The sequence below is a fragment of the Actinopolymorpha singaporensis genome, from assembly GCF_900104745.1.
GTDB lineage: Bacteria > Actinomycetota > Actinomycetes > Propionibacteriales > Actinopolymorphaceae > Actinopolymorpha > Actinopolymorpha singaporensis.
This window is the reverse complement of sequence record NZ_LT629732.1, coordinates 812153-833607: the sequence shown is the minus strand read 5'-3', so window position 1 is coordinate 833607 and position 21455 is coordinate 812153. Positions and strand designations below refer to the sequence as shown.

Sequence of the window (21455 nt, the reverse complement as noted above, 5' to 3'; positions counted from 1 at the left end):
GGCGTGCGGCTTGTGGGGCAGCACGCGGGCCGCGCCGGCGCGACCAGGGTCAGGAGATCCTCAGCATGCTGACGCAGGAGCAGGTGGCGCGCTTTCGCGCCGACGGGTTCGTGAAGGGTTCGCGGGTGCTCGACGACGGGGAGGTCGACGAGCTGCGTGCGGAGATGGAACGCGTCATCGAGCAGCGCGACCGCACCGACGTTCCGAAGCCGGTCCAGCTCGCAAACCTGGGCACCGACGAGCGCCCCATCTGGCAGATCGTGAACATCTGGCAGGCCAGCCCGGCGTTCGAGCGGCTGATCCACAACCCGAAGATCACCGAGGAGCTGGCCCAGCTCAGCGGCGCGAAGCAGTTGCGCGTCTGGCACGACCAGATCCAGTACAAGCCGGCCGAGCAGGGCGGTCTGCTGCACTGGCACCAGGACGCGCCGCTGTGGCCGATCCTGACACCGGACACGCAGGTGACCGCCTGGGTCGCCCTGGACGACGTGGACGAGTCGAACGGCTGCATGAGCATGGTGCGCGGCTCGCACCTGTGGGGCGACCAGATGGACTTCCTGCGGCGGACCGAGGACGACCCGGCCCTGCCCGAGACGTACGAAGGAAAGCCGGTCGAGGTGGTCCTGCGCCCGGTCGCCAAGGGTGAGGTGCACTTCCACCACTCGCTGACCTGGCACGGTTCCCACGGCAACACCAGCAACCGCCCCCGCCGGGCGATCGCCGTCCACGTGATGGGTGACGACACCCGCTACGCCGCGGCCGGCGAGCACATCATGAAGAAGTTCGTCACCGTCGGCGACGGCGAGCTGATGACCGACGACGCGTTCCCGGTCGTGTGGTCACGCGCGGCTCGGTCGGCGTCGCGGTAGGACGGCCGGCACACCGGCAAACCTGTCCCTCCGTAGCCGCGTCCTGACGGGCCGCCGAGCCCTTGTCCGTTCCCGGATAAGGGTTCCGCCCCGTCCGGGCCGGTGTGGAAGGGTCGGTGCGGACATACGAGATTCCGCACCGCTGGGAGGCATGGACGTGAGCAGGCTGAAGGTCGCTGTGGTCGGTTGTGGGGGCGCGGCGACCGGGCACGCGCTGGCGCTGGCCAATCTGGCCGACTTCGAGATCGTGGCGTTGGTCGACCCGAGCGAGCGAAACCTCGCGAGTTTCCGCACCAGGGTGCCGGCTGTCGCCGACGTACCGGCGTACGCCGACGTGGAGCAGCTGTACGACGCCGGTGTCGAGGTGGAGGCACTCACCGTGGTGACCCCGCACACCCTGCACCACCCGATCGTGGTGGGGGCCATCAAGCGCAACCTGCACGTGCTGTGCGAGAAGCCGCTCACCTGCGACCCGGCGCACGCGCGCGAGATCGAGTCCGCCGCGGCGACGGCCGGGGTGACCGTGATGGTGCGCTACCAGCGGCGGTTCGACCCGGCGTACCGCTACATGCGGGAGGTCATCACCTCCGGGGAGCTCGGCGAGCTGCGGTCGATCATGGTTTCGGTCGGCCAGCGCTGGCTGAAGAACACCGTGGGCACCTGGCGGCAGGACCCGGCCCTGTCCGGCGGCGGCATGCTGATGGACAGCGGCTCCCACCTGGCCGACATGCTGTTGTGGCTGGTCGGCAAGCCGGTGGAGACCGTCTCGGCGCTGGTGGACAACGCCGGGTCGCCGGTGGACATCAACACCGCCGCGACGGTGTCGTTCGCCGGTGGTGTGCAGGGCCAGCTTCACGTCGTGGGGGACCTGGCCACCACCTGGATGGAGAACGTCGCCGTCTCCGGCACCAACGGCCTGCTGCGGTACGAAGCCGACCCGCAGCACCCGTGGCGTACCGGCCGGGTGGTGCACTACCGCGACGGCGAGCTCGTGCAGCCGGTGAACCTCCCGGAGCCCCCGGAGATCCACCAGGCCCTGCTGGCAACGATCCGCGACGGGGCCGTCAACGAGGCGCCGCCCGCAGCCGGAATCGCGGTGGCCGAGCTGAGCGAGGCGATCTACCGGTCGGCCGGCCAGGGCGGTGCCCGCATCTCCCTCCGCTGATCAACCTCTGACCGGAACGCGCGGTTGTCGTTGCGCGCGGCTGTGTCGGGGCATAGACCGATGGAGCGGGGCGACCGGCGCCCCGCACGCGGAGGTGCGGGATGAGTGACCTTGAGACGGACTTCACCAGTGCCGTGAAGGCGGTGTCCGCGCTCGGCGCGGACCAGGACCCGGGCAACGACGTCAAGCTGCGGCTGTACGCGCTGTACAAGCAGGCGACGATCGGCGACGTGGACGGCAAACGGCCCGGGTTCACCAACCCGGTCGGGCGGGCCAAGCACGACGCGTGGGCGTCGGTGAGCGGAATGAGTTCGGCGGAGGCCAAGCGGGCGTACGTCGACCTCGCCGCCGACCTGATCCGCTGACGCCCCGACCCAGGAGTACGCGATGACTGACGCCGGGCGGGTCGCACTGGTCACCGGGGGCGCCAGCGGTATCGGGCTGGCGACGGCCCGGCGGCTGGCGGGCGGCGGGGACCGCGTCGTCATCGTCGACCGCCGCGCCGAGGCCGGGGGACGAGCCCGGGACGCGTTGCGTGCGGACGGCCTGGACGTCACCTTCGCAGCCGCCGACGTCACCGTCGAGGAGGACGTCGTACGGGTGGTCGGCGCGGCGGAGGAGCAGGTCGGCCCGGTCGCGGTCCTGGTCAACAACGCCGGGATCTTCGAGCCGGTGCGGTTCGTCGAGGCGCCCACGCCGGTCTGGCAGCGCACGTTCGACGTGCTGGTGAAGGGCGCCTACCTCTTCTCCCGCGAGGTCGCCGCCCGGATGGTCGCCCGGGGCACCGGCGGCGTCATCGTGAACGTCTCCTCGATCAACGGCAACCGGGGACTGGCGGAGTCCAGCCACTACAACGCGGGCAAGGGTGCGGTCGACCAGCTCACCCGGTGCCTCGCGCTCGAGCTCGCCGACCACGGCATCAGGGTGAACGCGGTCGCACCGGGCTTCGTGGACACCCCGATGTCGGTCGTCGACGGGGAGAACGAGCTGGAGAGCGAGGAGTTCCAGTCGGTCTACGTGCGTGGCGGGCGGATCCCGATGCGGCGTGCTGGTACGCCTGCCGAGGTGGCCGAGGTGGTGGCGTTCCTCGCCTCGCCTGCCGCGGCGTACGTGTGCGGGGCGATCGTGCCGGTCGACGGCGGCCTGGCCGTGACGTTCTAGGACGCGTCCTGCCGGTCGGTACTTCCGGACCCCTTGGCGGACGGCAACGCCGGGCCGGCGAAGCCGAAGCTGACCACGGGGTCGATCCCGCCTGCGCGGATCCGCTCGAGAACGAACAACTCGTGGGGTACGACCGGCTCGGGCAGGGCGTCCAGTGGAAACCACCGCAGGTCGGCGGCCTTCTCCGGCTCGACCAGGTGGGGTTCGCCGGCCCAGGTGCGGCACTGGAGGAAGAAGTCGACCCGCTCGTCGATCGGGTCACCGGTGCGGCCGGTTCGGTGCATGGCGGTGAGGGGGGTGAGGTCGGCCGGGTCGATCTTCACCGCTAGCTCCTCCCGGGCCTCCCGGCAGGCCGCCTCGAACACCGACTCGCCCTCCTCGACGTGCCCGGCAGCGGCCATCGCCCAGTGGTCGTCCATGTAACCGGTGCCCTGGCGTAGCTGGAGGAGCACCTGCTCGGCGCCGTCCACGGTGCGGCGGAACATCACGTACGCGGCGGGGACCACCTGGAACCGATCGGTCACCTCCACACCGTACCGGCCGGTGCGGTGAGCACGTGTTAGCGTCCTGGGCGACCGACCAGTCACGGAGGCAACGTGCGAGACCCGGGAGCGCGGAGGTGACCGCCGGACGCGGGCCGGCGCCCTCCGGCCGAGGACAGGCCACCCGGGCAAGGCTGCTGGACGCCGCCGCCCAACTCGTCGGCGAGGTCGGCTGGGGCGCGGTGTCCACCCGCCTGGTCGCCGAACGTGCCGGCGTCAACGCAGGCCTCGTGCACTACCACTTCTCCTCGGTGGCCGACCTGGTGCGCGAGGCGGTGATGCGGACGGCTCGCGAGGCCGTCTTCCAGTTGGTGGACGTCCTGAGCCGGGCGACCGACGTCCGCGCCGGGGTGGACACGCTCTTCGGATTCCTGCGCCCCTACACCGGCACCGACCCGGCGTCGTTGCTGATGATGGAGGGCTTCCTCGCCGCCACGCGGGAGGAGACCCTGCGCGCGGAGTTCGCCGCGCTGATCGAGGAGGTCCGGCAGCGGCTCGCGGACTGGCTGGCGGCGTGCGGGCACCCCGACCCGGTTGCGTCCGCCGGTGTGTTCGCGGCACTGATCGACGGACTGCTGTTGCACCGCGCGGTGCTGCCGGACCTGGATCTGGAGGCGTACCAGCGAACCGTGACGAGGATGCTGTCGGCGGGCGTTCCCGAGGAGGGTGGCCGGGATGAGTGACGCCGGACTGCCGGCGAGCGACCTGGCCGAGCTACGCGCCCTGATCGAGGCGGACCGGGAGCGCACCGCCGAGCGGCTCGCGTTCCTCACCCGCGACCTGACCGGCATCGTGGAGTCGGCCGCGCTGGTGGCCACCGACGACGAGCACGATCCGGAGGGCTCGTCCACCGCGTTCGAACGCGCACACGTGCAGGCGCTCCTCGACCAGGCACGTGAACACCTGCGTCAACTCGACCTTGCGCTGGGCCGGATGGCCGCCGGGACGTACGGCACCTGCGAACGTTGCGGGCGGCCCATCCCGGTCGAACGACTGCGGATCCGTCCGGCGACCACGACCTGTGTCACCTGCGCCGCTCGGTCGCGGTGAAATCCTCGGTCAGCCGCTGACCGGACCCCGCTCGCCCGGTCGCACCAGACCCGTCTCGTACGCAAGGATCACCGCCTGCACGCGATCACGCAGGTGGAGCTTGCCGAGAAGCCGCTTCACGTGCGTCTTCACCGTCGACTCCTCCACGAACAGTGTGCCCGCGATCTCGGTGTTGGACAGTCCACGGCCGATGAGTTCGAGGACCTCGCGTTCGCGCGGCGTCAGCGTGCGCAGCCTGCCGAGGGCGCCGGGATCGGCAGGGGGGCGGCCGTGGCCGGCCATCCGGTCGATGACGGTACGGGTGACGGCAGGGGACAGCAGGGACTCACCCGAGCCGATCGTGTGGATCCCGGCGATGAGCTGCTCGGGCCTGGTCCGCTTGAGCAGGAAGCCGGACGCGCCGGCGGCGAGTGAGCCGTAGACGTACTCGTCGTCGGAGAACGTCGTGAGGATGAGGATCCGGGCGTCCGGGTCGGCCTCGACGATGGCGCGGGTGGCGGCGATGCCGTCCAGCTCCGGCATCCGTACGTCCATGAGTACGACGTCCGGGCGGGTCCGGCGGACCTCCTCGACCGCCTCCCGTCCGTTGCTCGCCTCGCCCACCACCTCGACCGTCTCGTCGGTGGACAGGACGGCGCGGAGCCCGGCCCGCATCAGGTCGTCGTCGTCGACGACCAGAACCCGGAGCGCGGGGCTCGAGCCGCTGCCCTCGCCGACGCTCACCGGCCACTCCCGTCGAAGGGCAGCCGGGCCCTCAGCCAGAACGTGCCGTGGTCGGCGCGGGCTTCGAACGACCCGCCCAGCAGGGTGGCGCGTTCGCGCATGCCGATGATGCCGTGGCTGGCCCCGGAGGTTCCCGGCGCGTCGCCGGCCGGGAGGTCGGAGGAGCCGGCCGGCACGGTGGCGAAGGTCCGCGAGGACTCGGGCACCGGATTCCGTACGGCGAGTTCGACCGCGTCCGGCTTGTGGTCCACCGTGACGTGGGCGGTTCCGGTGCCGTGCCGAGCAGCGTTGGTGAGCGCCTCCTGCAGGATGCGGTAGGCCGCCCAGGCCACCCCGCGCGGCAGTGGCCGGGGCTCCCCGCGCACCTCGCTGGTGAGGACCAGCCCGTCGGAGCGCTGCTCACTCAGCAGCTCCGCCAGGGCGCCGGGGTCGGCGGGCGGGGGTGGAACCGCCGGGTCGTCCTCGCGCAGTGCGTGGACCAGCCGGTCGATCTCGGTGATCGTCGCGCGGGCGACGTCCTCGATCGCCGCGATCGCCTGCCGGGAACCGGCGGGGTCACGCTCCTGCAGCAGCCGGGCGGCGCCGGCCTGGACGAGGATCACGTTGATGGCGTGCCCGGCGGAGTCGTGCAGCTCCCGGGCGATCCGGGTGCGTTCCTCGGCCACCGCGAGCCGGCGTTCGCGTTCGGCGTCGCGGAGAGAACGCCGGGCCTGTTCCTCCAGGCCCGCCAGGCGTTCTCGTCGCAGCCGCGCCCGGTCACCGGCGATCCACAGGCCGACGAAGATCGCCACCCACAACAGCAGGCCCGAGACGATCGCCTCCAGGTGGACTCCGGCCAGGGTGTAGACGAACGTGAGGAACGGGACGAACGCCGCGACAGCGGTCATCGCGACCAACCGCCGGGTGCGGCCCGCATCGCCGTAGGCGCGGGCCACCTCGTACGCCGCGATCGCCGCGCCGAGCGGAAGCTCGAACGGGTACCGCAGATAGAGGAGCAGTCCGGTGGCCAGGGCGGTCAGCAGGTAGACCGTGAGTGGTGCGAACCGGCGGGCGGCCAACGGGAGGGTGGCCAGCGCGCCCACGACGACGGCCACCTGGTCCAGGCCTCGCATCCCCGGGTCCGGAGTGCCGAACCCGCCGGAGCTGAGCACGCCCACCGAGACGACGAACGCCACCACGGCGACGGAGAGGTCGACGGCCAGGCCGGTGTAAGGCCGCGCCATGGTCCAGATTCGTCGGAGCACCCGCCCAGAGTAGGTCCTCCAGGCCGCCCGGCGGATCCCTCGACCGGAGCATGGCCCGTACCCCCGCGGGGGTACGCGAGGACCCTCCCGCAGGGCGTTCTCGGGAAGTGCCCGGCCTTCGTAGCGTCGCTGCGTCACCACAGGAGGTGCGTAGCGATGGCTGAGCAGCCGCGGGTCGAGTCCCGCTCCCCCCACCCGTCCGTGGACGAATCCAGCCGCCAGGGCAGCGTCTTCGAACGGTTGGCCGACTGGTCCGCACGGCACCGATGGTCGGCGCTGGTGCTGTGGGTCGTCGTGCTCGTCAGTGCCACCGTGGCCGCGCAGGCGGCAGGATCGGCGTACCAGAACGACGTCTCGCTGCCGGGCACCGAGTCCCAGCAGGTGACCGACAGGCTGGCCGCGGAGTCGCCGGTGCAGGCGGGCGGCACGATCTCGGTCGTCCTGCAGGATCCCGGCGGCATCGGTTCGGCGGACACGAGGGCGCGGGTCGGCCGGATGCTCGCCGCCGTTCGTGAACTGCCACACGTCGCCGACGTCACCAGTCCGTACGCCGAGCGGTACGCGGTCAGTGCGGACGGAACCATCGCCTACGCCACCGTGCTGCTGGACGCTCCGTCGCCGGACGTTCCGGTCGAGGCGGTGCGGGCGATCATCGACACCGCGCAGCAGGCCGGCGACGGCGGCCTGCGAGTCGAACTCGCCGGTGACGCCGTACGAGATGCCGAGGACGGCGGCGGCGGTGCGGCCGAGGGGGTCGGGTTGCTCGCCGCGCTGGTGATCCTGGTTCTGATGTTCGGCTCTGTGCTGGCGGCGAGTCTGCCGATCGTGATCGCGGTGTTCGCCGTGGGGGCGACCGTGGGTCTGGTCGCACTGGCCTCGCACGTCGCGGTGGTGGCGGACTTCACCACGCCGGTGATGATCCTGGTCGGGCTCGGCGTGGGCATCGACTACGCGTTGCTGGTCTTCTCCCGTTTCCGGACCGAGTTGCTGCGTGGCCTGGATCGCCACCAGGCGACGAAGAGGGCGCTGGACGCCGCCGGACGGACCGTGTTCTTCGCCGGCTGCACGGTGATCATCGCCCTGATGGGCTTGACGGTTCTCGGGCTCGGCGCCCTGCAGGGTGTCGCGGTGGCGGTCGGGCTGACGGTCCTGGTGACGATGCTCGCGTCGCTGACGTTGCTGCCGGCGTTGCTGACGATCTTCGGGAGCAGGCTCGAACGGGCCGTACGCCGGCATGCCGCTCGCGCCCGGTCGGCCGAGGGCGTCCGCTGGCGGCGCTGGTCGACAGCGGTGCAGCGGCGGCCGTGGCCCGCGATCGTCGTACCCGTGGTCGCTCTTGCGGCGCTGTGCGTGCCACTTCTCGACCTCCACCTGGGGTTCGCCGACGCCGGCAACGACCAGGAGACGAAGACCAGCCGGCAGGCGTACGACCTGCTGGCCAAAGGGTTCGGCCCCGGCGTCAACGGCCCCTTGCTGGTACTCGCCGAGGGCGGCCGGCCGGCTGCTCAGGCCGCGCAGCGGGCGCTCACCGGCACCGATGGAGTGGCCGAGGTGACCCCGCCGATGCCCGCGAAGCGGAGTGGTGTGTCGACCCTCCTGGTCTTTCCCGACTCCAAGCCGCAGGACACCGCGACCGTCGACCTGGTGGACCGGCTGCGCGCGGACGTGCTGCCGGGGGTGGCCGAGGAGACCGGTGGGACCTTCCTCGTCGGTGGTGCCACCGCCGCGGTGGTCGACTTCTCCACTGCTGTCAAGGACCGGTTGGCGCTGTTCGCCGGTGTGGTTGTCGGGCTGTCGGCGCTGCTGCTGATGCTCGTCTTCCGCTCGGTGCTCATCCCGTTGAAGGCGGCGGTGCTGAACCTGCTGAGCGTCGGCGCGTCGCTCGGTGTGGTCACCCTGGTCTTCCAGAAGGGCGTCGCCGGCGAACTGTTCGGGGTGGAACCGGGTCCGGTGGAGGCGTTCGTCCCGGTGATGATCTTCGCCATCGTCTTCGGGTTGTCCATGGACTACGAGGTGTTCCTGCTGTCCCGGATGCACGAGGAGTGGGAGCGGACCGGCGACGCGTCGTTCGCGGTCACCGAGGGTCTGGCCACCACCGCGCGGGTGGTGACCGCCGCGGCAGCGATCATGATCGTCGTTTTCGGAGCCTTCCTGCTCGATCCGGGCCGGATGCTCAAGGAGTTCGGACTCGGCCTGGCGGTGGCCGTCCTGCTCGACGCCGTGGTGATCCGCTGCCTGGTGCTCCCGGCCGTGATGCAGGTGTTCGGGGCCCGCGCCTGGTGGCTGCCGAGCCGGCTTCGCCGGCTGCCGCGAGTGGTGATCGAACGATGAACCGCACCGATCCGGCGCCGTCCAGCAGCAGGAGGTACTCCAAGGTGTCCCGTACGAAACTGACCTGGTTCGCACTCGTCGTGCTGGTGTGGGGCGCGATGTTGTCCTTCGGCGGGGTGGCCGCCGAGACGGTGATGCTGTACCCGAACATCTTCGGTGACGCGCCGGCGTCTCTGGACCGGGCGCGGGAGTTCATGGTCGCGGGCGGCCCGAGCGACTACTTCCCGCCGCTCGGCGCGACCGTGACGATCAGCAGCCTCGCCGCGTTCGCGCTCAGCTTGCGCAACCCACGCTTGCGCTGGTGGGTCGCCGGAGCGGCGGCAGTCTTCGTCGCCTGCGAGTTCCTCTTCTCGGTGCTGTTCTTCTGGCCGCGCAACGAGATCATGTTCGTCGACCCGGTGGGCACCCACTCCGCCGCGTACCTTCGCCAGGTCGCCGAGGAGTTCGTCGCCGGGCACTGGGTACGCCTCGCCGGTGGCGCGGTGACCGCAGCGCTCGCCTTCACCGCGTTCGTGCTGTGCGACCGGGAGAGTGCCCGCGCGGCCGCCGTGCCCGCGACCGATGCGGCGGAGGCAGGGCGATGAGCCGGGCGACGCGCGTACTGGGATTCTCCTGGCCGGCACTGGTCGGGCTCGCCGCACTGGCAGCCCCCCGGGTGGTGCTGCACGACCTCGACGTCATCGAGGAGGGCACGTTCGTCAACGGGCTGTTCGTGTTCCTGCCGCCGTTGTGCTGGATCGCGGCCGTGCTGTGGCGGCGGCCGCCACGTCCGTTCCTGACCGTCGTGGTGATCGGCGCGATCTACGCGGTGTTCCTCGCCGCCGGGCACCAGCTGCTGTGGGAGGAGAGCTTCGGAGCGCGGCCGCCGGCGCTCGGCGGCAACCTCGCCGGCCTCGACCCCACAGCGCAGGAACGCATCATCCGTGCCGCCGCCGTCGTGTCCAGTCTCGTCACCGGCCTGCTCGTCGGCGCTGTCACCGGCGCGGTCGCGGCGCTGCTGTGCCGCCTTGTGCCCGCGCCGAAGGGCGGTCGGTGAACCCCTGCCCGAAGGGCCGGGGCCGCGTGTGGCGACCGCGGCCCCGGCACGTCAACTGCTACTTGACGGCAACCTTGACGCCGCCGGAGAACATCGAGTCGTGCAGCTACGGGCACTTGTCTTGCGGCTTGGTGTCGACATGATCGCTGCCGATCCTCGTAGGTCGGCCGTCACATTGGTGACGGTGAAAGAGAAGTCAAATCCGGGTGCGGTCGGATGCGGGCTCCGCCTATGGTTGCGCCGAGCCGACCTCCCGAGTCGACCTCATGGGACCGTTCAGCCCGAAGGGACTCCACGTGCACCTGCCCACCGACGACCCGACCGCGCCGGCGATGGTCGAGATCCCCGGTGGCTGCGTCGACCTACGGGACGACCGGATCGGCGCTCGGTGGCAGGTCGAGCTCGCGCCCTTCTGGCTGGCGCGCGTCCCGGTCACGGTGAACCTTCACCGTGCCGCCACCGCGGCCGAATCCGCGGGATCGGCGAGTGATGCCTTTCCGGTGACGAACGTCAACTGGTTCGACGCGGTCGACCTGTGCAACAAGCTCTCGGCCCGGCACGGACTCCGCCCGGCGTACTCCCGCGACCCGCGCGCCGGCGACGTGATCTGGGACCGCGCAGCCGACGGTTACCGGCTGCCGACCGAGGCGGAGTGGCAGTACGCCTGCAAGGCGGGCACTACCGGATACCGCTACGGCGAACTCGACGACATCGCCTGGTACGCCGACAACTCCGGAGGACGGCCGCACGACGTCGGCGGCAAGGCGCCGAACCCCTGGGGACTGTTCGACATGCTGGGCAACGTCTGGGAGTGGTGCTGGGACCTCTACGACGAGGAGGTCTACGGCTCCTACCACATCTTCCGCGGCGGCGGGTGGGCCGAGGAGGCGCGTGGCTGCGGTGCCACCGTCCGCCGCCGAAGCCATCCCTCGTTCGCGATCGACGACCTCGGCTTTCGGCTCGCCCGTAGCGTGTCCGGTCGTACGCAAGACGACTGAGCGTTCCGTGCAGACAACTTGAGGTTGTCACGGCAGACCCCGACGCCGCGGCCAAACGGCACCGGGCGGCCAGGTCCGGGCGGAACGTCGCGATCTGGCCCGCCGTCGACGGCGTCGCCGACCTCGCCATCCGCGGCCTGTCCGCAGACCAGGCCGCCGAGGCGTACGGCTACATCGACGCCATCGCCCGCGCAGTCAAATCGTCCGGAGACTCGCGCACCCTCAGCCAACTCCGCGCCGACGTCGCCGCCGCCGCCCTACTCACCGGCACCGCCGACATCAAAGACTGCTCGGTCCCAGCGGCCACCAACCACACCTGGCAGGACCAGGCAGCGCAGGGTGCGGTGCAGAAGCAGACCAAGAAGGGTGAGGCTGAGCAGCACCAGTCTGAGCAGGACGAGGCCGAGCAGGACGAGACGCCGCGGGAGGAAACGCCGCGTGACGCTGAACAGCGCGGCGAGCAGGGGTGCTGTGCGGTTCACCGCTACCCCGACCACGACCTGCACAGCGCCGACTGTGACTGCGGCGACTGCGCTCCCGCCGGAACCGCAAACACCACCGCCCACTACACCCCCTGCCACTGCTCCACCGCCCACGACGCTGAAGCCCACGACGCCGCCGCGCGCAGCGCAGCCGCAGAGGACGCAGATAGCAGCCCCATCGGGCAGAACGCAGCGGAACGCGGCGCAGCCACAGGCAGTGCAGCTGCTCACACCGCTGCTCCCGACGGCGGGCGGCCTACCGCGGGTCAGATCCCGCGGCAGAACCGCCGACCCGACGAAACGGCCGACCCGCCTGATCCACCGAGGGGCAACCCGACACCACCACCCACACCGCCGCCCTGGTCGTCCTCGCAGCCGAGCTGGGGGCCGATACGAACGCGCGCCAAGGTGCAGCTGACCATCCCGCTGACCACCCTGATGGGGCTGTCCGCCCAGCCCGGTGAGCTCGGCGGGTTCGGGCCGGTCATCACCGAGGTGGCCCGCCGCATCGTCGCGAACCACCTCGACAACCCCGAAGCCAGATTCTCCGTCGGGGTCACCCACCCCGTCACCGGGCGACTGTTACATCTGCACCCGATACCGGCGAGGTTCCTGCGCGGGCTGCAGGCAGAGCTGGTGCATGCCCGCGACCAGCGCTGCGTATGGACCACCTGCAGGAGACCCGCCGCCACCTGCCACCTCGACCACAACACCGAACACGCCCACGGCGGAGAAACAGCCGTGGACAACATCGCACCGCTCTGCCCGCGCCACCACAAAGCCAAAACCGACCGCGACTGGAAACTCCACCAGACCGGACCCGGCGAACACACCCTCACCGACCCCCACGGCCGGCAGTACCACAGCCGAACACCATCCCTCACCGACCCGGCCGTCGATGACCCAGCGGTCAGCGCCACAACGGGAACGGCCGACGATGACCTCCCACCGTTCTGAGGGGCACTACCCGCCGAACTCCGAGAGATCGCGGGAACGGATCAGCGCGGGCTGGTCGGCGCGGCTGACCCAGGGTGTGTCGTACGTCGGGTCGTTGAGGAACCGGCGCATGGAAAGCCGCAGCCGGATCTGCCCGCTGGGGGCGAGGCGTACGCGCAGCCAACGACTGTCAACCGCGACCTGCGCGGCGTCGACGTCGGCGCCGAGCACGGTGGCGTGCTCGATGTGGTGCTCGGCGAATCCGCCTGCCTGGACGACGACCTCGCGTTGCCCGTCGGCGTCGCAGTTGACCAGGTGCACGGTGGCCGAGGAGCCGTCGACGTGTTCCACCAGCGCGGCCACGTCGGGCGGCAGGCCCGGACGCCGCGCGGCGTGGTCGAAGTAGCGAACGGTCGCGAACTGCAGACCGCCGTGGTAGACGTGCAGCGGCGCACCCAGCATCGTCTGCACGAGTCCCTCGGCGAAAACCGGGCTCATGTCCTGCCAGTGGTGGACGTCCCATTCGGCCGGGTCGCCGTCGTCGGAACGGATCCGGGTCAGGCGTTCCTGGAGTTGACGCTGGTTGACGGCCAGGATCTGCGCAGGGTAGTCCGGGTTGGCGCCGTGCACGTACGCGAACCAGTGCTCGCTGTTGGCGGCACCATTGGCCTTGGCGATCCGGTCCGTCGGCGTTCCCCACTCCGCCGATCCGGGCAACCGGAGCACCCGGTCCAGGTCCTCCGTCGTGTGGCTCACGCTCCAGCACGCGACGGGCACACGCGCGTCCGGCCGCCGGTAGTCCGTCCAGCCGGCGTCGACATGCCGGTGCGGCACCACCCGGCCGCCCGGTCCGGTCTGGTCGTCATGTCCGAGGTCCCACAACGCGTCGAGCTGGGAACGAATCAGGTCCAGGTGCGAAAGCTTCCCGTCGAGCAGAACGCCGTTGGTGCAGGCGATCGCCACCGCCTCGAGGATCTGGTGGGCGCCGTGCGGCCAGCGCCAGCCGTAGTAGCCGCCCCACCACGCGCCGTCCATGTACTGCCCGATCACGTCGTCGGGCCCGACGTTGTCCGGAAGCAAGCCACCGTTGCGCTCGGCGCGCTCCCGCCAGGCGGCGCGATAGCCGAGCACCCAGTCGCGGTAGCGAACCTCCCCGGTGAACAGGTAGGCGTGCGTCAGCAGGCTGGTCGCGGTGAGGTTCAGCGGTACGTCGCCACGGGTCATCCGGGCGTTCATCCGGTCCAGGATGTGTGCGTACGTCGCGTCGTCGGTCCACGGGCACGTGGGCCCGGTGACCCCCGGCAGGTCCTCGAACGGCGGCGGGTAGTTGTCCAGCACCTCCCGGTGGGTGCTCCAGTCCTCGGCGGTGACGGTGAACCGCGGGCCGCGCGAGCCGGTCAGCGGCGAGCGGATCAGCCGGCGGTCCGGGTCGTAGTTCGCCGCCTCCGGGTCCTCGCCGGTGTAGAAGCCCGCGAACCGCACCGCCCGCTGGCGTTCCTTCACACTCGTCGGGTCGGCCAGCGCCAGCAGATACAGGAGGTTGTTCGCCTCGCCGTGGTGCATCCAGTCGTAGTACGCGTCGAACTCGCGGTGGATCTGGCCGTACTCCGTCCACTGCCAGGTGACCGCGTCCCACTGGCGGCGGGCGAGGGTGAGGAGTTCGGTGCGCCCACCGAGCAGGTACAGCATCGGCAGTCCCTGGAACCCCTCGTACGGGTCGTCCGAACCGTCCATGCCCGGCCAGGACTCCCGCCACGGCAGGGTGCCGTCCGGGCGTGCGTAACAGTCGACGAACTCGAGCGCCGCCTGCTCCGAGGCCGCCAGCAGCTCACGCTGCAACCGGGCCCATTCCGGAGGCACGGCCACGTCGTTCGAATCGATCAGCGGGATAGCGTCGGTCGCCCCTTCGGTCGCCGAGTCGGTCGGCTCGTCAGTCAGTACGGTCGGCCGGCTCGGTTCACTCGGCACGCTCGGTTCACTCGGCACGCTCATTCCGTTCGGCACGCTGTCGCTCGGCACGTTCGGCACTGTAGGCACCGCGCGAACCCACCGGGGAAGGTGGCGCCGAGGTCGGCCTGAACCGGTCGGACGTCCCAGCCGGGATCTCAACCGGCGTCGCCGAGGTGGCGCAGGACGGCACGGGCAGCGCGGGTGCCGCTGGCCATCGCGCCTTGGGTGGACGGGGTGTCCCGGTGGTCGCCGGCCACGAACAGCCCTTCGCCCAGGTCGACCGGCTTACGAAGATCGCCGAGCGGAGGCGGGGCGGCCGGCAGCGCCTCGCGGACCACAGCGGTCTCGACGTGTTCCCACGAGTCGGTGGGTACGCCGTACAGCGCGGACAGCCGTGGCCGGAGCTCCGACTCGTCCGGCGGGGCGCCGCCGCCGCGACCGGTCGGTCCGAGGACGGAGGTGGAGATCAGTGCCCGGCCGTCGGTGGAGTACGACGGGGCCGCCGCGGTGAGTACGACGGTGTTGACGATGGTCCTGTCCTCGGCGCCGTCGAGGAGCAGGGTCGGCTCGGCCAACGGCGGTTCGGGCGCGGCGTGGTAGTAGGTCGTGAGCCCGCGAAGGGGCGGAATCCTCAACCCCGGCAGGAGTCTGCCGGCAGTGGCCGGGTCGGTGGCGACCACGACGGCACGCGCACGCACCTCGTTTCCGTCGTACCGGACAAGCCCGGGGGCGACCTCCTCCACCTCGACGCCGGTACGGAGGGCTCCGGCCGGCAGCCGGTCCGTCACCTGGGCTGGAATCGCTCCCATACCTGCCGCGGGAACGATGACGGTGCCGCGGACGAAGCTGCGCCACACCAGGTCGACGAACCTGCTCGAGGTGGTGAGCTGGTCCTCGGCGAGTACGCCGGACAGGAACGGGCGCAGGAACCTCTCCACCGCGGGACCGGCGAGCCGGCGTCTGCGTAGCGACTCCGCGGCCGTGGTCTCCTCCGCCTGCAGCAGCCGGCGTACTGGCGTGAACCCCACGTCGGCGGAGTAGGCGGCCAGCGCGAGCTTCGCCTGCCACGGCAGCAGACTCGAACCGATCGTGGCGGGCAGGTCCGCCGGGTGGCGGCGCGGGTCGCCCAATCGGTGCAGCCTGCCGGCGTACCGCACCAGCGCTCCGGCGGTGAACGGACGCGGATCGAGCGCCGGCAGGTCGAGCCGTCGCCGCACCTGGGGGTAGGACGTGTTGAGCAACTGGAACCCGCGGTCGAGGGTGAACCCGGACCGGTGGTCGGAGGCGACGCGACCACCCGGACGCGCCTCGCGTTCTAGCACGGTGACCGTGCAGCCGGCGGCGACCAGGTCGAGGGCGGCGACCAGGCCGGCCATGCCGGCGCCGACCACCACCACGTCGTACTCGGACTCGACCACCTGACGCCTCCCGCCCACCGGCTGGCCGGTGTCGCATACCTCCCGGCGACCCCAGGTCATCGCCCGGCCACTCGGGTTCCACACGCCCGGCCGGCGTGCGACTCAGGTGCGCAGCCTGCGCAGGAAGGGGTCGCCGGGCTCGGCCGGCGCGAGCCGCACCCGCGCGTCAACCACCACACACGAACTGGTGGTCGCCACGACCGGGTTCAGGTCGAGTTCGGCGACCTCGGGGACCAGTTCGGCGAGCCGGCCGACACGCAGCAACACGTCCACGATGCCGTCGGTGTCCAGTCGGGGGTCGGCGCGTTCCCCGAACAACGCCGGCCCCGCCCGCAGCGCGGTCAGCATCTCGCGGGCGTCCAGGTCGGTGAGCGGCACCAGCCGGTACGTACGGTCGCCGACGAGGTCGGTGTCGACCCCGCCCAATCCGAACGCCACCAGCGGACCGAACGTCGGATCGCCGCTCACCCCCACGAGCAGCTCGCGCCCCGGCGCGGCCATCGGCTGAACGACGACGCCGGTGAGCGCCGATCCGAAACGCTCGTGCAGTACGCCGAAACCGTCGCGTACGGCCGCCTCGTCGGACAGGTCCAGCAGTACCCCGCCGACCCGGCTCTTGTGCAGTACGTCCGCCGCCGCGGCCTTGAGCGCCACCGGCCGCCCGCCGAGCTCGGCGAAGGCCATCGCCGCCTCGTCGGCGTTCCGGGCGACCCGGACGCCGGCCATCGGCAGGCCCACGCGCTCGAGCAGCATGACCACGCCCTCGGGATCCAGCCAGCCGCCGTCCGGGTGCGCGGTGAGGAACTCCGCGACGAGCCCGCGGGCCGCGTCCACGTCGATGTTCGGCAGGTCGGGTACGGTCCCGGCCGGACGGTTGCGCCAGGTGCCGTACCGCACCGCCTTGCCCAGCGCGACGGCAGCGTGGGCGGGGTCACTGAACACCGGCACCGGCCGCCCCGTGGCGGGGTCGGTGGGGTGCAGCGCGTCGACCACCGCCGTCTGTCCGACCCGCACCGCGACGACCGGCAGGCCGAGCTCCCAGGGCACCTCGTCCGCCAGCCTGGGAAGCGGATCGGTCACTGCGGTCGGTGCCGTCAGCACCAGCACCGCGTCCACTCCCGGATCCTCGAGCACCGCCCGCACACACTGGTGGAAGACCTCGTCGGGTACGTCCGCGGTGGTGTCGACAGGGTTGTGCAGGCTGGCCGTCGGTGGCAGCACCGAGCGGAGTTCGGCGCGGGTCACCTCGCCGAGCTCGGGGAGGGTGAGGCCCTGGCGTGCACAGGCGTCGGCGGCGAGGACGCCGATCCCGCCGACGTTGCCGATCACCGCGACCCGCCTGCCGGTGGGCAGCGGCTGCCAGCTCAGCACGCAGGCGGTGGCCACGACCTCGCTGAGGCTGTCCATCGCGAGTACGCCTGCCTGTTCGAACAACGCGTCCCGGTTGACCGCCGGGGTCGCGGACGCGGCCGTGTGTGAGGCGGCGGCGCGCCGGGCGACCTCGCTGGTGCCGGTTCGTACTGCCAACACCGGCTTGCGCGCGGCCAGCGCACGCGCCAGGACCCCGAACTTGCGCGGGTTTCCGAACGACTCCACGTAGATCACGGCCAGGTCCGTGGCCTCGTCGCGCTGCCACCACATCAGCAGGTCGTTGCTGCTGACGTCGAACTTGTCGCCGGTCGACACCAGGCTGGAGACGCCGAGCTCCACGGCGGCGAACTGCTCCAGCAAAGCGATCCCCACCCCGCCGGACTGGGTGACGACACCGACTCGCCCGGCGGGCGCCGGACCGCGGGCGAACGTCGCGTTCAGCCGTACGTCCTCGGCGGTGTTGATCACGCCGAGGCAGTTGGGGCCGACCATCCGCATGCCGTACTTGCGTACTGCGGCCCGCAACGCGTCGGCGCGTTCTGGATGGTCGGTCACGCCGGAGGTGATGACGACCAGCGCGCGGACGCCGCGTTCACCGCATTCCTCCGCCGCCTGCGCGACCGCTGCGGCCGGGACACACAGGACGGCCAGGTCGACGCCGGCCGGCAGGTCGCGTGCGGTGGGGACGCACCGAACGTGCGCCACGACGTCGGCGTGCGGGTTGACCGCGTGGGCGGTGCCCGTGTAGCCGCCGGCCAGCAGGTTGGCCAGCACCGCGTGCCCCACCGCCTCCGGCCGTCGGCTGGCGCCCACGACCGCGACGGCCTTCGGCCGCAGCAGGGCGCCCAGGCTGGCCACGTCGGCGAGGCGTTCCCGCTCGCCGACGGCGGCCGCGTAGCTCGAAGCCCCCTCGACGAGCCGCAGGGTCACGAGGTACGACGAACCCTCCAGTCGCATCGTCATCGGCAGCCCCGCGTCGCGGAACACCCTGACCATGGCGGCGTTCTCGGTGAGCACCTCCGCCACGAGCCGCCGTACCCCGCGGCGCCGGGCCGCGGACGCGAGGTGCTCCAGCAGCAGCGTGCCCAGGCCTTGCGCCTGTTGCCGGTGGTCGACGACGATCGCGACCTCGGCCTCGGCCGGGTCCGACAACACCTCGTAGTGGGCGGCGCCGATCAGGGTCTGCCCGGCGAACGCGCCGACGGTGAGCCGGTGGGCGTCACCGGGCTGGACGAGCGGACCCAGTAGCTCGGGCAGGCCGACCGGATGGGTGGTGAAGAACCGCAGGTAGGTGTCGCGCTCGGGAAGGTCCTGGTGCAGCCGAAGCAGGTCGTCGAGGTCGCCCGGACCGAGGGGGCGCAACTCCACGACCCGTCCGTCGGTGAGGACCGCGCGGACGGTCCGGGTGGTCGGGACGGTCTGCCCGGCTTCGTCCTGCATGACCTTGTCCTGCCCGCCCTCGGCCGGCAGGACATCGTCCTGCCTGCCCTCGTCCGGGGTGACCTTGGTCGCCGGCCGGTCTGGCTCCATGCGTACTCCGTCTCACGTCCCCGCCCCAGCCGGCCCCCACCGGTCCCAGGCACACGGTAAGCCATGGCAGGGCTGCTGCGGGAGCGCTGACCAGGGGGTTCGTTGGGTAGTTCTCCACTGTGGACCAGGCCGGGCTGACCGAGGCGGACGCCGCGGCCCGGTTGGAGCGGTATGGCCCGAACGCCCCGCCCCGCCGCCCGCCGGTGCCGCTCTACCGCCGCCTCGCCGCCCAGTTGCGCGACCCGCTGATCGTCGTCCTGCTGATTGCCGCGGTGCTCACCATCGCGACCCGGGACATCTCCGACGCTACGGTCATCGTGTTGGTGATCGTGATGAACACCGCGGTCGGGGTCAGCCAGGAGGTACGCGCGGACCAGGCGATCTCCGAGCTGGCCGCACTGGCAGCCCCGTCGGCGCGGGTCGTCCGCGACAGCGCCGAACGGGAGGTGCCGGCCGCGGAGGTGGTGCCCGGCGACCTGCTGGTGCTGGCGGAGGGCCAGGTCGTGCCGGCGGACGCCCGGCTGGTGGAGGCGGTCGCGTTCGCCGCCGACGAGTCCATGCTCACCGGGGAGGCGGTACCGGTGGACAAGGCCGCCGCCTCCACGGAGGAGTCCGGCGACGAGGTGTCGGCGGGCACCGTGGTGGTACGCGGGCGGGGACTCGCGGTCGTCACTGCGACCGGGGCGACCAGCGCGATGGGGCGGGTGGCCGCGCTGATGGCCGCCGAACCGGTCCGTACGCCGCTGCAGCGCCGGCTGACCGGGGTGGCCCGGGTGCTCGCGATCAGCGCCGCAGTCCTGTGTGTCGTGGTGCTGGTCCTCGGGCTGTTGCGCGGCCAGCCGCTGGAGCTGATGGTGCTCACCGGCATCAGCCTGCTGGTCGCCGCGGTGCCGGAGTCCCTGCCGGCGGTGGTGACGCTGGCGCTGGCGCTGGGGGCGCGCCGGATGGCCCGCCGGAACGCGATCGTGCGCCGGCTGCCGGCAGTGGAGACGCTCGGCTCGGTGACGGTGATCGCCACCGACAAGACCGGCACTCTCACCGAGGGCGCGATGGTGGTGCAGCGGCTGTGGACCTTCGCCGGCGAGGTGGAGGTGTCCGGCGCCGGGTACGCACCGGAGGGCACGTTGTTCCGGAACGGCCGGCCGGTCGATCCGACGGAGGCGCCGCCCGACGTGGTGGACCTGCTGCGGGCGGGCGTCCTGTGCACCGACGCGAGCCTGCTGCCCCCGCGTACCGGCGCGGAATCCTGGAGTGCGGCGGGCGATCCCACCGAGGTGGCGCTGCTCGCGGCCGGCGGCAAGCTTGGGTTGACACGGGCCGCGCTGGAGCGCACGTGGCCGCGGGTGGGTGAGATCCCGTTCGACAACGCCCGCAAGCGGATGACCACGGTGCATCTTCTCCGACCGGCCTCGTACCTCGTCGTCTGCAAGGGCGCGCCCGAGGTGGTCCTGCGCAACCCGCTGCTCTCCGACGGCACCGACGTGCTGGCGCGCGCCGCCCGGCGGACCGAGGAGTACGCCGCCGAGGGCTACCGTGTGCTCGCCGTCGCCGGCGCCGAGCGCGACAGCCTTCCCCCGGCGGACGGCCCGGTCGCCTGGGAGGCCCGACTCGAGGACGGCCTGCGCCTGCTGGGCCTGGTGGCCATCGCCGACCCGCCGCGGGCTTCGGCACCCGCGACCATCGCCGCGTGCCGGCAGGCGGGGATCGCACCGGTGCTGATCACCGGCGACCACCCCGCGACCGCGCACGCGATCGCCCGCCAGGTCGGCATCGAGGGGGTTGGCGGCGGCGAGGACAGGCGGGTGTACGCCCGGACCAGCCCGGAGCAGAAGCTGGCCATCATCCACGCGTACCGCGACCGCTCGGAGGTGGTCGCGATGACCGGCGACGGGGTGAACGACGCACCCGCCCTGCGCAGCGCCGACATCGGGGTGGCCATGGGCCGGCGTGGCACGGAGGTGGCCCGCGAGGCCTCGGACCTCGTCCTCGCCGACGACGAACTCGCCACCCTGGTGGCGGCGGTGGAGGAGGGCCGGCGGATCTACGCCAACGTCCGCCGCTTCCTGGCGTACGGGCTGGCCGGCGGCGCCGCGGAGATCCTGGTGATGCTGGCCGGCCCGTTTCTCGGCTTTCCCCTGCCGCTGCGGCCCGCACAGATCCTGTGGGTCAACCTGCTCACGCACGGGCTGCCCGGCGTCGCGCTCGGCGCCGAACCGGCCGAGGGGGACCTGATGCGCTCGCCGCCGCGCCCACCGGCCGAACACATTCTCGGCGCCGGGCTGTGGCAGCGGGTGGTGCGGCTGGCCGTGGTGGTCGCCGCGGTGACGCTCGGGGTGGCGGTGTGGGCGCACGCGACCGGGCGGCCCTGGCAGAGCATGGCGTTCCTGACTCTGGGCGCGACGCAGCTGTGGATCGGCCTGGGCTCGCGGGCCCGGCCCGGCACCCTGACCAACCCGTTCCTGCTGCTGGCCGTCGTGGTCGCGTTCGGACTGCAGGCGGCCGGGGTCTACGTTCCGCTGCTGCGCGACCTGCTCGAGACCGAACCCGTTTCCCTGCCCGACCTGGCGGTGGTGTGCGTGGTGTCGTTCGCCGGGTACGTCGCGATTCGGCTGGATCGGTTCCTCGCCGGTCGCCGCCGGGCATGAGTGC

Annotated in this window: 19 protein-coding genes; 12 read left to right on the top strand and 7 right to left on the bottom strand. The window is 71.9% G+C overall.

Annotated features, from left to right (window positions below):
• Positions 1 to 65: 65 nt before the first annotated feature.
• The 4 genes from BLU27_RS03835 to BLU27_RS03820 all read left to right on the top strand — a co-directional run bounded on the left by BLU27_RS03835 (position 66) and on the right by BLU27_RS03820 (position 3195).
• Positions 66 to 869, top strand: a complete 804-nt coding sequence (locus BLU27_RS03835) for a phytanoyl-CoA dioxygenase family protein (RefSeq protein WP_092650585.1) — start codon at positions 66 to 68, stop codon at positions 867 to 869.
• Positions 870 to 1026: 157 nt separating this feature from the next.
• Positions 1027 to 2034, top strand: coding sequence for a Gfo/Idh/MocA family protein (locus BLU27_RS03830; RefSeq protein WP_241827771.1), 1008 nt, complete (start codon positions 1027 to 1029; stop codon positions 2032 to 2034).
• A gap of 101 nt (positions 2035 to 2135) precedes the next feature.
• The gene (locus BLU27_RS03825; protein ID WP_092650583.1) at positions 2136 to 2399 is read left to right on the top strand and encodes an acyl-CoA-binding protein; all 264 of its coding nucleotides are present in this window, start codon (positions 2136 to 2138) and stop codon (positions 2397 to 2399) included.
• Between the two features lie 22 nt (positions 2400 to 2421).
• Complete coding sequence (locus BLU27_RS03820; RefSeq protein ID WP_092650581.1) at positions 2422 to 3195, top strand: SDR family NAD(P)-dependent oxidoreductase; 774 nt, start codon at positions 2422 to 2424, stop codon at positions 3193 to 3195.
• Here the strand turns inward: BLU27_RS03820 and BLU27_RS03815 are convergent.
• Positions 3192 to 3719 (bottom strand): NUDIX hydrolase, encoded by a 528-nt coding sequence (locus BLU27_RS03815; RefSeq protein WP_092657149.1) that lies wholly within the window; start codon positions 3717 to 3719, stop codon positions 3192 to 3194. The two genes, BLU27_RS03820 and BLU27_RS03815, sit on opposite strands and share 4 nt — an antisense overlap.
• A 95-nt stretch (positions 3720 to 3814) precedes the next feature.
• Between BLU27_RS03815 and BLU27_RS03810 the strand changes: the two genes are divergently transcribed.
• Positions 3815 to 4420 carry a TetR/AcrR family transcriptional regulator gene (locus BLU27_RS03810; protein WP_172804860.1) on the top strand — a complete coding sequence of 202 codons (606 nt, stop codon included), beginning with the start codon at positions 3815 to 3817 and terminating at the stop codon, positions 4418 to 4420.
• Entirely contained in the window at positions 4413 to 4787 is a 375-nt protein-coding gene (locus tag BLU27_RS03805; RefSeq protein WP_092657147.1) for a TraR/DksA family transcriptional regulator, read from the top strand. Before BLU27_RS03810 ends, BLU27_RS03805 begins: the two co-directional genes overlap by 8 nt.
• A gap of 9 nt (positions 4788 to 4796) precedes the next feature.
• Here the strand turns inward: BLU27_RS03805 and BLU27_RS03800 are convergent, their stop codons facing one another.
• Complete coding sequence (locus BLU27_RS03800) at positions 4797 to 5510, bottom strand: response regulator (RefSeq protein ID WP_277869277.1); 714 nt, start codon at positions 5508 to 5510, stop codon at positions 4797 to 4799.
• On the bottom strand, positions 5507 to 6754 hold the full coding sequence (locus tag BLU27_RS03795) for a sensor histidine kinase (RefSeq protein ID WP_241827770.1): 1248 nt from the start codon (positions 6752 to 6754) through the stop codon (positions 5507 to 5509). Before BLU27_RS03795 ends, BLU27_RS03800 begins: the two co-directional genes overlap by 4 nt.
• A gap of 156 nt (positions 6755 to 6910) precedes the next feature.
• Here BLU27_RS03795 and BLU27_RS03790 point away from each other — a divergent pair, with 156 nt between their 5' ends.
• The 4 genes from BLU27_RS03790 to BLU27_RS03775 all read left to right on the top strand — a co-directional run bounded on the left by BLU27_RS03790 (position 6911) and on the right by BLU27_RS03775 (position 11119).
• A complete protein-coding gene (locus BLU27_RS03790) occupies positions 6911 to 9085 on the top strand; it encodes an MMPL family transporter (RefSeq protein WP_092650575.1) in 2175 nt (724 codons plus the stop codon).
• On the top strand, positions 9082 to 9669 hold the full coding sequence (locus BLU27_RS03785; RefSeq protein WP_197681667.1) for a DUF1772 domain-containing protein: 588 nt from the start codon (positions 9082 to 9084) through the stop codon (positions 9667 to 9669). The genes BLU27_RS03790 and BLU27_RS03785 overlap by 4 nt, the downstream gene beginning before the upstream one ends.
• A complete protein-coding gene (locus tag BLU27_RS03780; protein WP_092650573.1) occupies positions 9666 to 10121 on the top strand; it encodes a YtxH domain-containing protein in 456 nt (151 codons plus the stop codon). The genes BLU27_RS03785 and BLU27_RS03780 overlap by 4 nt, the downstream gene beginning before the upstream one ends.
• 266 nt (positions 10122 to 10387) lie before the next feature.
• Complete coding sequence (locus BLU27_RS03775) at positions 10388 to 11119, top strand: formylglycine-generating enzyme family protein (protein ID WP_241827769.1); 732 nt, start codon at positions 10388 to 10390, stop codon at positions 11117 to 11119.
• Between the two features lie 257 nt (positions 11120 to 11376).
• Here BLU27_RS03775 and BLU27_RS03770 read toward each other — a convergent pair whose 3' ends face one another.
• On the bottom strand, positions 11377 to 11625 hold the full coding sequence (locus BLU27_RS03770) for a hypothetical protein (RefSeq protein ID WP_092650571.1): 249 nt from the start codon (positions 11623 to 11625) through the stop codon (positions 11377 to 11379).
• 384 nt (positions 11626 to 12009) lie between these two features.
• Between BLU27_RS03770 and BLU27_RS03765 the strand changes: the two genes are divergently transcribed.
• Positions 12010 to 12558, top strand: a complete 549-nt coding sequence (locus tag BLU27_RS03765) for an HNH endonuclease (RefSeq protein ID WP_092650569.1) — start codon at positions 12010 to 12012, stop codon at positions 12556 to 12558.
• 6 nt (positions 12559 to 12564) lie between these two features.
• On the opposite strand, the gene BLU27_RS03760 is transcribed toward BLU27_RS03765, so the two are convergent.
• From BLU27_RS03760 to BLU27_RS03750, 3 genes are all read right to left on the bottom strand, one after another.
• Positions 12565 to 14556, bottom strand: coding sequence for a DUF8034 domain-containing protein (locus tag BLU27_RS03760; protein ID WP_157728195.1), 1992 nt, complete (start codon positions 14554 to 14556; stop codon positions 12565 to 12567).
• Between the two features lie 86 nt (positions 14557 to 14642).
• Positions 14643 to 15905, bottom strand: a complete 1263-nt coding sequence (locus BLU27_RS03755) for a protoporphyrinogen/coproporphyrinogen oxidase (protein WP_277869276.1) — start codon at positions 15903 to 15905, stop codon at positions 14643 to 14645.
• Between the two features lie 102 nt (positions 15906 to 16007).
• Positions 16008 to 18806 carry a bifunctional acetate--CoA ligase family protein/GNAT family N-acetyltransferase gene (locus BLU27_RS03750; RefSeq protein ID WP_197681666.1) on the bottom strand — a complete coding sequence of 933 codons (2799 nt, stop codon included), beginning with the start codon at positions 18804 to 18806 and terminating at the stop codon, positions 16008 to 16010.
• A 119-nt stretch (positions 18807 to 18925) separates the two neighbouring features.
• On the opposite strand from BLU27_RS03750, the gene BLU27_RS03745 reads away from it, so the two are divergent.
• Positions 18926 to 21451: a cation-translocating P-type ATPase gene (locus tag BLU27_RS03745; protein ID WP_197681665.1), complete on the top strand. Its 2526-nt coding sequence runs from the start codon at positions 18926 to 18928 to the stop codon at positions 21449 to 21451.
• Positions 21452 to 21455 lie beyond the last annotated feature (4 nt).